General features: G+C 71.9%; 10 protein-coding genes. 2 read left to right on the top strand and 8 right to left on the bottom strand.

What is annotated here, in order from left to right; translation table 11 throughout:
- Together ABZS51_RS29655 and ABZS51_RS29650 are read right to left on the bottom strand one after the other, a co-directional pair.
- Window positions 1-1,491, bottom strand: coding sequence for a CYTH and CHAD domain-containing protein (locus tag ABZS51_RS29655; RefSeq protein ID WP_355447697.1), 1,491 nt, complete (start codon window positions 1,489-1,491; stop codon window positions 1-3).
- Between the two features lie 71 nt (window positions 1,492-1,562).
- Window positions 1,563-2,366: a trans-aconitate 2-methyltransferase gene (locus ABZS51_RS29650; RefSeq protein ID WP_355447694.1), complete on the bottom strand. Its 804-nt coding sequence runs from the start codon at window positions 2,364-2,366 to the stop codon at window positions 1,563-1,565.
- 56 nt (window positions 2,367-2,422) lie between these two features.
- Here ABZS51_RS29650 and ABZS51_RS29645 point away from each other — a divergent pair, with 56 nt between their 5' ends.
- Complete coding sequence (locus tag ABZS51_RS29645) at window positions 2,423-2,923, top strand: MarR family transcriptional regulator (RefSeq protein ID WP_310709646.1); 501 nt, start codon at window positions 2,423-2,425, stop codon at window positions 2,921-2,923.
- A gap of 18 nt (window positions 2,924-2,941) precedes the next feature.
- Here the strand turns inward: ABZS51_RS29645 and ABZS51_RS29640 are convergent, their stop codons facing one another.
- From ABZS51_RS29640 to ABZS51_RS29630, 3 genes are all read right to left on the bottom strand, one after another.
- Window positions 2,942-4,786: an ABC-F family ATP-binding cassette domain-containing protein gene (locus tag ABZS51_RS29640; protein WP_355447691.1), complete on the bottom strand. Its 1,845-nt coding sequence runs from the start codon at window positions 4,784-4,786 to the stop codon at window positions 2,942-2,944.
- Window positions 4,787-4,848: 62 nt separating this feature from the next.
- The gene (trpS, locus tag ABZS51_RS29635; protein ID WP_355447688.1) at window positions 4,849-5,940 is read right to left on the bottom strand and encodes a tryptophan--tRNA ligase; all 1,092 of its coding nucleotides are present in this window, start codon (window positions 5,938-5,940) and stop codon (window positions 4,849-4,851) included.
- A 467-nt stretch (window positions 5,941-6,407) separates the two neighbouring features.
- A complete protein-coding gene (locus tag ABZS51_RS29630) occupies window positions 6,408-7,310 on the bottom strand; it encodes a 4-(cytidine 5'-diphospho)-2-C-methyl-D-erythritol kinase (RefSeq protein ID WP_355447685.1) in 903 nt (300 codons plus the stop codon).
- A gap of 496 nt (window positions 7,311-7,806) precedes the next feature.
- Between ABZS51_RS29630 and ABZS51_RS29625 the strand changes: the two genes are divergently transcribed.
- On the top strand, window positions 7,807-8,985 hold the full coding sequence (locus ABZS51_RS29625; protein ID WP_355447683.1) for an arginase family protein: 1,179 nt from the start codon (window positions 7,807-7,809) through the stop codon (window positions 8,983-8,985).
- A 246-nt stretch (window positions 8,986-9,231) separates the two neighbouring features.
- On the opposite strand, the gene rox is transcribed toward ABZS51_RS29625, so the two are convergent.
- From rox to ABZS51_RS29610, 3 genes are all read right to left on the bottom strand, one after another.
- On the bottom strand, window positions 9,232-10,659 hold the full coding sequence (gene rox / locus ABZS51_RS29620) for a rifampin monooxygenase (protein WP_355447680.1): 1,428 nt from the start codon (window positions 10,657-10,659) through the stop codon (window positions 9,232-9,234).
- A gap of 470 nt (window positions 10,660-11,129) precedes the next feature.
- Entirely contained in the window at window positions 11,130-11,702 is a 573-nt protein-coding gene (locus ABZS51_RS29615; protein ID WP_310709640.1) for a GNAT family N-acetyltransferase, read from the bottom strand.
- Between the two features lie 149 nt (window positions 11,703-11,851).
- The gene (locus ABZS51_RS29610) at window positions 11,852-13,108 is read right to left on the bottom strand and encodes an NlpC/P60 family protein (RefSeq protein WP_355447676.1); all 1,257 of its coding nucleotides are present in this window, start codon (window positions 13,106-13,108) and stop codon (window positions 11,852-11,854) included.
- Window positions 13,109-13,205: the final 97 nt, after the last annotated feature.

Below are 13,205 nucleotides of genomic sequence, written 5' to 3'. Positions count from 1 at the left end.
CTAGGGGTTCAGCCTGCTGAGCGCCTTGCCGGCCGCCGTGGCCGTGCGGGCCCACGTCCGGGGGAAGTCCTCCAGGGCGCGGTCCGCGACGGCGCGCTCCAGCCCGATCAGCAGCCCGTAGGTGAAGGTGTCCTCCCCCGCCTCGCGGGCGCTCTCCGCCTCCTTGACCAGCGTCTCCTGGGCCACCACGGCGTCCTGGTGGGCGCCCAGCGCGTCCTGGACGCCCTCGGCCAGCTTGGCCAGCCGTGGCGTCCCGGGGCCGAGGACGGCTCTGACCGCCTCGGCGGTGTAGCGGGCGCGCTTGGCGGCCTTGCGGACCTCATGCATGGCCGTCTCGTGGCGCTGCGGCTCGTCGATCGCCTGGGCGGCGTCGTACTTCCGGGCCACCCGCTCCCAGTTCGCGGCGGCCACGGCGGCCAGCTCCTCCCCTGCCGGCCGGACGGCGCGCTTGCCCTGCTCCGGCTCGGCCGCCAGCTGCTCCAGGGCGTCGAGCAGCCGGTAGTAGCGCTCGCCGCTCAGCGCCTCGCGGATCCGCCCGTACGCCTCGGCCTCGCGGGCGCGCAGGCCGTCGCCGAGCCTGTGCCGGACGGGGCCGGTGACCAGCTCGGGCGCGAGCTCCGCCAGCTCCTCGGCGAACCTGCCCCGGATCACCTCCAGGTCGCGGGCCTCTCCGAGCACGCTGCCGAGCCACTTGAGCTCGTCCTGGACGTGGCCGGTGTTCTTGACGATCTTCTTGAACGCCTTGAGCGCGCTGCGCAGCCGCCGGGAGGCGACCCGCATCTGGTGAACGGCGTCCTTCTCCGCCAGCCGTACCTGGGGGTCCTGGGCGAGCAGGGCACGGACCTGGCCGGAGAGGTATCCGGTCACCACCTCGCCGGCGCTGCCCGGCTCGGTCGGCGGCGCGGGCGGGGCGGGCACGTCGAGGAGCCGGGCGAGCTTGCTGGCCGCGCCGGAGGGGGTCGCGCCCGCCTTCCTGAGCCGTTTGCCGACCTTGGCGAGCACCGCGGCGTCGCCGTCGAGCAGCTCCGCCTCGACCTCCCGCCAGCGCACGATCCGCAGCTCCTCGCCGAAGACCGTCCCCTTGACGCGGTCGTCGGCGACCTCCACGAGCCGCCTGTCGCCCTCACGGACGACCGTGACGCTCCTGCGGGTCTCCAGCTCGGCCACCGCCTGCAGCGGCGCGCCCCGCGTGTGGCCGCGGACGAGCTCGGCCAGGTCGTCCGGCACCACCCTGACGCTACGGGTCAGGGGCCGGCCGATCTCCTGGCGGGCGCCCTTGGCTCTGGGCAGCTTGAGGTGCCAGCCGGCGTCGTCGCCGCCCCTGCGGCGCCTGAGCGTGATGCCGTGGGCGGCCAGCCGCAGGTCAGGCGTGTCGTAGTAGATCGCCACGAGCGTGTGGCTCTTGGGCCCCACGACCTGTCCGACCCGGCTCAGGTCCGGAATCGCGTAATCGGGGGGAACGTCGAACTTGTCCTCGATCTCGATGCCCACCACACCTCACAAGGTCCATATATGGACAATCATGCCACTGTGCGGCGAACAATCACATAAGCCCAAATCGATTACCGGTCGCCACCGCCCTGCTCGACGGGTGCCCCCTTGTGGGCGACCACGAAGATCCGGCGGAACGGGAACGGGGTGCCGTACTCCCTGGCCGGATAGGCCTCGTCGAGCCGGGCCGCGAGGTCCTCCTTGAAGGAGAAGTGCTCGTCCACGTACAGCCGGTCGAGGATGGGCCGCAGGGCCGTGCCGGAGATCCAGTCGAGGACGGCGTTCTCGCCCTGGAGCACGTGGATGTACGTGGTCTCCCAGGCGTCGACCTGGCAGCCGCAGGAGTCCAGCAGGTCCAGATACTCCACCGGGTCGCCCACCGGGCTGCCGCGGTCGAAGTCGCCGAGCCGGTCCGCCCAGCGGGGCGAGGCGCACACCTCGCGGATCGCCGCGTGGCTGGGCGCGTCGAAGTTCCCCGGCACCTGGAAGGCCAGCCAGCCGCCGTCGTCGAGCGCCTCCACCCAGTGTTCGAGCACGTCGCGGTGCGAGGGCACCCACTGGAGGGCGGCGTTGGAGACGATGACGTCCACCGGGCGGTCGGGCCGCCACATGGTCATGTCGGCCACCGCGAACCTCGGCGTCGCGTTCAGCTCCCGCGCCTTGGTGATCATCGCCGGGGACGAGTCGAAGCCCTCCACGGTCGCCCCGGGCCAGCGGCGGGCCAGCTCCAGCGTGAGCTCTCCGGTGCCACATCCCGCGTCCACGACGTAGTCCGGCTCGTCGGCGCCGACGCGGGCGAGCAACTCGTGGAAGGGGCGCGACCGCTCGTCGGCGAACCTTGCGTAGGTCGCGGGGTCCCAGATATCTCTCGACATAAAGATAATTGATATCGAGACACATATCTCGATGTCAAGATAGTAGACTGAATGTCATGACGCAGGATGCGCAGGACGAGGTGGACCGGCTCGTCGCGGCCTGGCGGGCCGAACGGCCCGACCTCGACGTCGAGCCCCTCCAGGTGCTCTCCCGCGTATCGAGGCTTGCCAAACACCTCGACCGGGCAAGACGTGCCGCTTTCGACGAGCACCACCTCGAACCGTGGGAGTTCGACGTGCTGACGGCGCTACGACGCGCCGGCAAGCCGTACGAGCTGAGTCCCGGCGCGCTGCTGCGGGCCACGCTGGTCACCTCCGGCACGATGACCAACCGCATCGACCGGCTGGCGCAGGCCGGGCTCGTGGTGCGGCGGCCCGACCCGGAGGACCGGCGGGGCGTGCTCGTGTCGCTCACCCCGGCCGGGCTCGACCGGGTGGACGCGGCGTTCGCGGGGCTGCTGCGCAGGGAGCACGAGCTGCTGGCGGGGCTGAGCGCGGAGGACCAGCGGGCCCTGGCCGCCCTCCTCCGCACCCTCCTCACGCCGTTCGACTCCTGACCGCCCGGCTCGGACGGGTCAGTCGCCGAGGCGGTCGGCCAGCTCCAGCCAGGCGCCTTCGACCGTATCCTTCTGGGCCAGCACGTCGCGCAGCTCGGCGTCGAGGGAGCCGAGCCGGGCGTAGTCGCTGGCCGCGTCCGCCATCGCCGCGTGCAGCTTGGCCTCCTGCTCGCCGAGCCTGTCGAGCTGGCGTTCGAGGCGGTTGAGCTCCTTGCGCAGCTCCCGCTCCTCCTTGGCGGACAGCCCGCCCGGCGCCGCCTCGCCCTCGGCCGTCGCCGCCTCTCTCGCCTCTTTGGCGGGACCGTTCAGCGTGTTCTTCGCGGGGCCGCCGGAGGTGCCCGCGCCGGTCCGGGCCGTGAGGGCCACGCCCGACGCCCGCCGCTCCAGGTACTCGTCCACGCCGCCCGGCAGCAGAGACAGCCGGCCGTCGCCCAGCAGGGCCACCGAGCGGTCGGTGACGCGCTCCAGGAAGTAGCGGTCGTGGCTGACCAGGATCAGCGTGCCCGGCCAGCCGTCGAGCAGGTCCTCCAGCTCGTTCAGCGTCTCGATGTCGAGGTCGTTGGTCGGCTCGTCGAGCAGCAGCACGTTCGGGTCGTCCATGAGCAGCCGCAGCAGCTGCAGGCGCCGCCGCTCGCCGCCCGACAGGTCGCCGACGACCTTCCACTGGGCGTCGCCCTTGAACCCGAGGCGTTCGAGGAGCTGCGAGGCCGTCCACTCCTTCTTGCCGACCTGCACGTACTTGCGGATCTCCTCGACCGTCTCCAGCACGCGCCGCCCCGGGTCCAGCTCGGCCAGCTCCTGGGACAGGTGCGCCAGCCGCACCGTCTTGCCCCGCACGAGCCGGCCCGAGTCGGGCTCGACCGTGCCGGCCAGCAGGCGCAGCACCGAGGACTTGCCCGAGCCGTTCACGCCGATCAGACCGATGCGGTCACCCGGCCCGAACTGCCACGTGGTGCGGTCGAGCACCAGCGGACCGTCGCCGGGGCCGCCGGCATGGAGCGTCACGTCCTCCAGGTCGTACACGGTCTTGCCGAGCCGCGCCGTGGCGAACTTCACCAGCTCGACGCTCTCCCGCGGCGGCGGCTCGTTCGCGATCAGCGCCTGGGCGGCGTCGATGCGGAACTTCGGCTTCGACGTACGGGCGGGCGGGCCGCGCCGCAGCCAGGCGATCTCCTTGCGCATGAGATTCTGGCGGCGCTCCTCGGCGGCCTGCGCGATGCGCGCCCGCTCGGCCTTGGCCAGCACGTACGCGGCGTATCCGCCCTCGTAGCGCTCGACCCGGCCGTCCACGACCTCCCACGTACGGGTGGACACGGCGTCGAGGAACCACCGGTCGTGCGTCACGACCACGAGCGCGCTCCTGCGGCCGGACAGGTGCGCCGCCAGCCAAGCGATCGCCTCGATGTCGAGGTGGTTGGTGGGCTCGTCGAGCATGATCAGGTCATGCTCGTCGATGAGCAGCCGGGCCAGCGCCGTACGCCGCCGCTCGCCGCCGGACAGCTCGCCCGCCTTGGCGTCGAGGTCGAGGTCGCCGATGAGGTTGGTCAGGATCTCGCGTACGGACTGGTCACCGGCCCATTCGTGCTCCGCGCGCCCGCCGAGCACGAGCTCGCGCACGGGCAGGCTCGGGTCGAGGTCGTCGCGCTGGGACAGGAACCCGACGCGCAGGCCGCGCGTGTGCGTGACACGGCCGGTGTCGGGCTGCACGTCACCGGCGATGACCGACAGCAGCGTGGTCTTGCCACCGCCGTTGCGGCCGACGACACCGATGCGCTCACCGGCCTCGACCCCGAGGGAGACGTCGGCGAGCAGCGGCTTGGGCCCGTAGGCATGGGAGACAGACTCAAGATTGACCAGATTCATGGCTACACCAGCGTATCGGCCCCAACCGCCCGGCCGAGCCCCCGCGCTGCCCGGCGAGGGCGTCAGTAGTGGCTGTTCATGGCGGTACGCACCTCGGCGAGGGTGACATCGGCCACGGCCACGGCCCGCTCGTTGCCTTCACGCAGCACCTGGCGGAGGTGGGCACGGTCCCGCGCGTACTCGGCCCGGCGGGCCCGGATCGGAGCCAGGTACTCGTTGACCGCCTCGGTCACGGTCCTCTTCAGCGCTGCCGCTCCCGCGGCGCCGATCTCGGCGGCGACCTGCTCGGGGGTCCGGCCCTGGCAGAGGGCTGCCAGCAGCAGGAGGGAGGCCACCTCCGGGCGAGCGGCCGGGTCGTAGGTGATGTGGCGCTCGGAGTCCGTCTTGGCCCCCTTGAGCAGGCGGGCGGTCTCGTCGGCGTCGGCGGCCAGGGTGATGGCGTTGCCCCGGCTCTTGCTCATCTTGGTGCCGTCCGTGCCGAGCAGGAGCGGCGCGTTCGACAGCAGTGCGTCAGGCTGGGGGAACACGGCGGTGCCGGCGCCGTAGCGGTCGTTGAAGCGGCGGGCGATGGTCCGGGTCAGCTCCAGGTGGGGAAGCTGGTCCCGTCCGACCGGGACCAGGTTCGCCTTGCAGAAGAGGATGTCGGCGGCCTGGTGGGCGGGGTAGGTGAACATCAGCCCGCTGACGGAGGACTGCCGCGAGTGGGCGATCTCGTCCTTGACCGTGGGATTGCGGCTGAGCTCGGCGGTGGAGACAAGGCTGAGGAAGGGCAGCAGCAACTGGTTGAGGGCGGGGACGGCGCTGTGCGTGAAGATCGTGCTGCGTGCCGGGTCCACGCCGATGGCGAGGTAGTCCAGTACGAGCTCCTCGACGTACCCGGTCAGGTTGCTCGCCACGTCGCGGTCGGTCAGGACCTGATAGTCCGCGATGACCACGAACATCTCCACGCCGAGGTTCTGCAGACGTACCCGGTTGTGGAGGGTGCCGAAGTAGTGGCCCAGATGCAGCTGTCCGGTGGGGCGGTCGCCGGTCAGCACCCGGAACTGCCCCGGGTCCTTGCGGATGAGCTCTTCCAGCTCCGTGCTGCGAGCCTGCGCGGCGGACACCCCGAGGGAGTCGGAGGGGAGGGTCTCGGGCTCTGCGGTGGTGTTCATGAGCGTCTCCTGGTGAGTGGGTCGGTATCGCCGCCAGGACGACGCGACCCCTGATCCAGGGAACACAGAAGGGCCGTCCGTCCGAACGGCCCTTGTCATGCGTGAGAGGCGGCCGCTCCTAAGAGGAGCGCCACCAGCTCAGACATGACGAAAGATGCATGGGCTCATCATAACGTCAGCCGACGTGATCTCAAGGAGATCGGCGGGCTTGTCACCTCGCCCACGCCCGGCCCTGCCTGCGGCCCCGGCGTTCCGATCCTCACGCAACTCCCACGCGCCAGGCTAACCGCGGGCGGGACCCGACCGTCGCGCCTCGGAGCGGGCGCGGGCGCGGGACCCGACCGTCTGCCCTCAGACCGGGCGCGGGCCGGCGACCTGACCGGCTGTCCTCAGACGTGGGCGCGAGCCGGTGACCCGACCGTCTCGCCTCAGACCGGGCGCGGGGCCGACGACCCGGCCGTCTGCCCTCAGACCGGGCGGGGGCCCGGGACCGGGCCGTGGGCGGCGAGGGCGGTGCGGCAGGTCGGGAGGGCGGTCAGCGTGTCGGCCAGGCGCTGGGCGTGGTCGGCATCCGTGGCGAGGAAGGCGCAGGTGGGACCCGAGCCGGAGACCAGGGCGCCCAGGGCTCCGGCCTCGCGACCGGCGTCCAGGGTCTGGCTCAGATCGGGGCGCAGGGACAGCGCGGCGGCCTGGAGGTCGTTGCCGAGCCGGGCCCCCAGCGCCTCGGCGTCACCGGTGCGCAGCGCCGCCAGCAGCGGCTCGCTGAGCTGCGGCCACGGCACCTCCGCGCCGGACGACTCGCGCAGCCGGTCGCACTCCGCGTACACCTTGGCCGTGGACAGCCCTCCGTGCGCCACGGCGAACGCCCAGTGGAACTCACCGCCCGTCGGCGCGTCGCTCAGCCGCTCGCCCCGCCCGGTGCCGACCGCCGTTCCCCCCAGCAGCGAGAACGGCACGTCACTGCCCAGGTCGGCGGCGATCTCCATGAGATCCTCGACCGGCAGGCCCAAGCCCCACAGCTCGTTGCACGCCACCAGCGCGCCCGCCGCGTCGGCACTGCCTCCGGCCATGCCACCCGCCACCGGAATGGACTTGTGGATGATCAGCTCGGCCCCGTACGTACGCCCGGCGTGCTTGGCCAGGGCGCGGGCGGCCTGGATGGCGAGGTTGCCGTCGTCGACCGGCACCTGGTCGGCCCACTCGCCCGCCACCGACACGGTGATGGAGTCGGACTCCTTGGCGACGACCTCGTCGAAGACGGACACGGCATGGAAGACGTTGACCAGGTCGTGGTAGCCGTCCTCACGCAGCGGCCCCACGGACAACTGGACGTTGACCTTCGCGGGCACCCGTACGGTCACCGAACTCATGAATCTTCTGCCACTCTCATCGCCTGCCGGGAAGGACACCCGATGGTATACGGCCCGTAGCCCTGTCACGCGGTTCTCCGGGAAGTGGCCGGGGTCATCCCTTATGAGGGTGCGGCAATGCACGGTTCTGGACTGGCCTGGCCTTTTGTCACCCGAACGGCAGCGATGCCCCGCCCCGCCTGACCCGGTTACGGGGTAGACGCCCACCGGTCGTACGGCTTGGACGCCTACTGACCGTACGCGCGGCCGATCTGTCCGGCTGACCACGTGAACGCCTGCCGGTCGTACGGCGTGGACACCGGTCGGGCTGACGGGGCGGACGCCTGCCGGTCGTACGCGTGGACACCGGTCCACCTGACGGGGCGGACGCCTGCCGGTCGTACGGCGTGGACACCGGTCGGGCTGACGGGGCGGACGCCCATGGGAGTGGTGACCCGGCACGCCGGCAATGCCTGTGACCGTGCAATCATGTCGCTCGGATCGGCGAGGGGGCAGAGTGGACGAGACGGCCAGGGCGACGACGAACACCGCCGATGAATCCGCAGCTCCGGCCAGGGCGACCCTCGACGCGAGGGCCGTCGCAAAGGCCGGTGCGACCATCGCGGCGAGCACCGAGGTCACGGTGGTGGAAGTGCCGCAGTGGCGTGGCTCCGGGGCGCCCACGGCCGAGCGGCTGCGCGAAGGGGCGCGGCTGCTGGCCGGCATGGTGCCCGCGACCCACCGCGTACGCGTCGACGTCGATGACGACGACCTGCCGGCGACGGCGGCGCGGGTGCGGTCGGCGGTGTCGGAGGCCAGTGGGTTCGTGGTCACGGCCGGAGGCGACTGCGGGGTCGAGCTGGAACCCGTGGCAGAGGCGCTGCGCCGGTACGGGGACCGGTTGGTGGTCGTCTGGTTCGACGCGCACGGAGACCTCAACACCCCGGCCACGTCACCCTCAGGCGCCTTCCACGGCATGGTCCTCCGCGCCCTGACCGGCGAGGGCCCCACGGGCCTGGTACCGGACCGCCCGCTGGACCCACGCCGCATCGTCCTCGCCGGAGCCCGGGATCTCGACCCGGGCGAGACGGTCTTCATCCGGAGCAGCGGCATCCAGCACGTCGGCGCACCGCCCCCTACCCCGGCAGGACCGACGTCCTCAGCGCCGCCAACGACCGCAACCTCGCCGACGATCCCGGTTCCCCCGACCACCGCAACCTCGCCGACCGTCCCAGCTCCCCCGAGCACCGCAACCTCTCCCACCGTCCCAGCTCCCCCGAGCACCGCAACCTCTCCCACCGTCCCAGCTCCCCTGACCACCGCAATCTCCCCCGCAGTCCCGGCCGACCTGACGGCCGCAGCCTCGGCGGCGGTCCCGGCTTCGCTGGCAGCCCCGGAGGCGCTGACGGCGGCGATCGCGTCAGCCGTCCGCGACGAGGGCGATCCGGGTGAGCGCGCGGCCGTGTACATCCACATCGACCTGGACGTGCTCGACCCCGAGACCTTCGCCAGCGTCGGCTCGCCTGCCCCCGGCGGACTTCAGCCGGACCAGCTTCTCGCCATGGTCAGGGCGACAGCGGATCGTTTCGAGACGGCGGGGCTCGGCATCACGGAGTACGAACCCTCCCGTCCAGAGGACCAGGCGCTCCTCGCGCCTCTGGTCAAGGCGCTGGTGGAGGCGTGCGCACGCCCCTGAGGCAAGAAACCATCACCGAACTCCAGGCCACGGACGGGGAGCCGGCTCATCCTGGGCTACCCGTGCAACCCTCTTTCGCTCTGCTCCCTGCGCCTGGGCCGTCCTCGGTCACCAGCACCCCGAGGTGATCGAAGAAGGATGATCTCGCCCTGCTCTGCCCGGATCGTCGCCGCGACGTCGCGTATCCCGTCACAACGGGTCGCGTATCCCGTCACAACGGCCCGCCCTCTCGGGCCAGACCGCCCTTCAGTTGACGGGCGCGCCGAACCACTTGGGCAGGTGGCTGAGCAGATCCGTCCGATCTTCGCCGACCCACGCCACGTGGCCGTCCGGCCGCAGCAGCACGGCAGGCACGTCCAGCTCCTCGCTGACGTCGACGACGTGGTCGATCCGATCCGCCCACCCCGCCACCGAAAGCCGGCCGGTCTGGTCGAGCAGCAGCCCGCGGCCACCGTGCATCAGCTCGTAGAGGCGGCCCCGCTTCAGCCCCACGTCCCGCAGCCGCCGGCCGAGCAGTTCGTGCCCCTCGCCGAAGTCGTAGCGGACGCCGATCGCGGTGATCTTCTCGATCAGATGCCGGTTCACGTCCTCGAAGTCCATCAGTTCCGACACCAGCCGGCGCACTGCCTGGGGACCGGGCTCGACGGACGTCAACTCGACCATCGCGCGGGTGGTGTTCAGCACGTCGGCGGCCACCGGATGCCGTTCGGTGTGGTAGCTGCCCAGCAGCCCCTCCGGTGCCCAGCCGCCGACCTCGGCGGCCAGCTTCCAGCCCAGGTTGAACGCGTCCTGGACGCCGAGGTTCAGCCCCTGCCCGCCGGTCGGCGGATGGACGTGCGCCGCGTCGCCGGCCAGCAGCACCCGCCCGACCCGGTAGCGCTCGGCCTGCCGGGTGGCGTCGCCGAAGCGGGAGAGCCAGCGCGGTGAGTGCACGCCGAAGTCGGTGCCGGCGATCGCCCGTACCCCCTGCTTCAGCTCATCCAGGGTCGGCGGGACCGCACGGTCCTCGGCCACCCCTTGGGCGCGCGCGAGGACGCGATACACCCCGTCCCCGAGGGGTACGGCGCCGAACCCCTTGTGGGTCTTGCCGAGTTCGGCCACCAGGGCCGCCAACTCCTCCGGCGGCATCGTCACCTCCACCTCGCCCAGCACCCACTCGACCCGGGCGGGCTCACCGGGGAAGCCGACGCCGAGCAGCTTGCGCACCGTGCTGCGGCCGCCGTCGCAGCCGACGAGGTAACGCGAGCGCAGCTCCGTGCCGTCGGCCAGCTCGACGGTCACCCCGTCCTCGTCCTGGCTCAGCCGGACCACTTCGCAGCCGCGCCGGATCTCGGCGCCGAGCCCGGTGGCATGCTCGGTCAGCAGGCGCTCGGTGATGGGCTGCGGGATGCCGAGAACGTACGGGTGCGCGGTGTCGAGCCGGTCCGGCCGCGGCTTGCTGATGCCGGCAAAGAAACCACTGACCGGGTACTGCTTGCCGAGCGCGAGGAACCGCTCCAGCAGGCCGCGCTGGTCCATCACCTCGATGCTGCGGGCGTGCAGGCCGAGCGCGCGGACGACCTTGGTCGGCTCCGCCTCCTTCTCCAGCACGAGCGCGTGCACGCCATGCAACCGCAACTCGCCGGCCAGCATCACGCCGGTCGGTCCGCCGCCGACAATGATCACGTCGAACATGAACCCCCCATTGAACAAAGTCGCATTTTCGGCCACCCACTCCGCGCAGTCCGACTGCGCGGACCTCCGCACCTCCGCGCAGCCCGCGACGTGCGCTCCGTGCCTTCGCGCAGCCCGGCGACGCGCGCCTCCGTGCCCTCGCGCGCCCAGGCGACGCGCGCCTCCGTGCCTTCGGGCTGCATGTCCGGAACCGCATCGCGAGTCCCACCATCGGTTCGACGTTCAGCGAGCCGCGGCCGTCGACAAGAACCACGCCCGCCTACGTCGTACATCCCTTAATTTCGCAGGTGCCGGCTTCGGTGGGAGATTCTGCAGCACGACCCGGGTCTTGCCGCAAGCCCCTGGGGGCGCTATAGATTGAGAGTGGCAAGGAGTGCGGAAACTCCTTGCCTTTGTCGTCTCCCGTGGCCGGACAACCTCCGCACAGAGCGGCGCCGCGCCGCGTGCGGCTCCGGACGCGCCACCCGAGGTCAGTCGTCGGTGTCGAGGCGGGCGTGCAGGTGCATGTCATGCCAGCCGTCGGCGTGGAGCGCCTCGCGGCGTTTCGTTCCCTCCATGGCGAAACCGGCGGCTTGCGCCACCCGGCACGACGCCATGTTGGCCGTCGAGTGGTTCAGCTCCACACGGTGGAGTCCGATCGCGACGAACGACCACGCTGTCACGGCCGACAGGGCCCGCGTGGCGATGCGACGACCCCGCGCGGCGGGCAGCACCCAGTACGACACCTCCGCCCAACCATCCCGGAAGTCCAGCCGGCGCAGGCTGACCTGGCCGACCACCTCCGACGCGTCCACCACGGCCCATCCCGCACCGGTCTCCTGACGCCACCGCCCGGCCCAGGAACCGATCCAGTCGTCGGCCTCGTCGGCGGTCATGGACCGGCAGTGCCAGCGCTGGATGGCCGGATCGGCGTAACCGGCGAGAACGGCGGGCCGGTCCGACCGCTGCCACGGCCGCAGCAGGATGCCGTCGGCGTCGAGCATGGGCTGCGAGAGCGTCGCCATCCTGCCCGGGGGCAACGAAGGTTCGACGAGCAAGGGCACCCGCCGATTATCGCGGGAACGGCGATCGCGCGCATCGACCGGCCGACGGAGCCCGGGAACCGAAGGCCGCTCCGGATCCCTGGCATGAACCCGGCCAGGAGACTCCAAGAATGGAGACACCCGATCTCACGTTTGCGGCATTGGGGTGGTCAGCCGGGGCGGACGGCGCCTCGGTAGAGGGGGCGGTAGTGGCTGGACTGGAGGAAGCTGGTCCTGCGTACCACGTCTCCCGTCCTGGGGGCGTGGATCATGATGCCCTCGCCCAGGTAGAGGCCCACGTGGGTGGGGTCGCCGGCGCCGCCGCCGAAGAAGACCAGATCGCCCCTGCGCAGGTCGGCGAGGGAGACGCGGCGGCCCTGGCGGAACTGGGAGCCGGTGTAGTGACCCAGCTTCACCCCCGCCTTGGACCAGGCGTAGAGGGTCAGGCCGCTGCAGTCGAAGCCCGTGGTTCCCGCGCCTCTCCCGACACCTCTGGTCGGGCCTGAGGAGGAGCCTCCGCCCCAGGAGAACGGGGTGCCGAGCTGGTCGAGGGCGGCCGCCACGGCGAGATCCCCTCGGGCCTCCTTGCTGTCGGTGGGCGAGGCGCCGTCCCGCTTGCTCGCGGGGGTGGCGCCGTCCCTCCTGTCGTCTCCCCGGTGATCCGGGGCTGTGGAAGTACGGGGTTGAGGGATCGGCGTGGTGATCGGCTCATCGAGAGGGGGCGGGAGGGTCAGGGAGGTGGCGGGCGGGTCTGGAGGCAGGGTCAGGGTGGGGTCGGTTGCGGCGGGGTTCGGGGGGATGGGAGGCGTGGGGGGATGGGTCTTGGGCCGCGTGGGTGGTGGGGTGGCGGTTCGTGGGTTCCGGAGGGGGCTCCAGTGGGGCCTGCCGAGGGGGTCTGTGGGTGCTGACGACCTCGGGAAGGGCTCCTGCCCCCTCTGTCCGTAGGGCTTCCACGGTGTGGTGAGGGCGGCGGCCGAGGCGGGTGAGGGGTGGCTTGCGAACGGGGTGGTGTAGGGCCACAGAGGCCACCAGGTGGGCCTGACGAGTGTGGACAGGGGATGCGTGAGGGTGATGCCCGCGTGGGCGAGTGCGTCCGTCAGGGGCGCGCGCCGCGCGCATGCCTGGGGAGGCAGGGCGACGATGACGCGTACCTGGGCCCTTGCGGGGCTGCCGGGACGGGCGGCGAAGAGGATCGGCTGATCGGTGCCCCCGGGGCGACCGGGTCTCCGCGCCAGGCCGCCGGTGAGGTGGGCGAGGTGGCCGTCGTTCAGGAGCCGCGCGTACGTCTTGGAGAGGGTGACGGTGCCGAAGCAGGGGCCAGGGGCCGTGGCGGATGCCGGGCCGGGCAGGACCGTGAGGCCGGCGAACAGGCCGCCGCCGATCGTGAGCGAGGCGCGGCAGAGCAGGGACACGGGGTGGGGGTGCATGAGGCCTCCAGTGCCGTTGCGGGATGGAGGCCCCAGGATCGTCCGGGCGGCCGTGGGGGCGGGGAGCCGAGCGGGGTTCTGTGGAAGAGCGACCGGC

Source organism: Nonomuraea sp. NPDC005501 (assembly GCF_040605905.1).
Classification (GTDB): Bacteria; Actinomycetota; Actinomycetes; order Streptosporangiales; family Streptosporangiaceae; genus Nonomuraea.
Note: the sequence above shows the minus strand (reverse complement) of the source record. Positions and strands in the feature narration are given on the sequence as shown.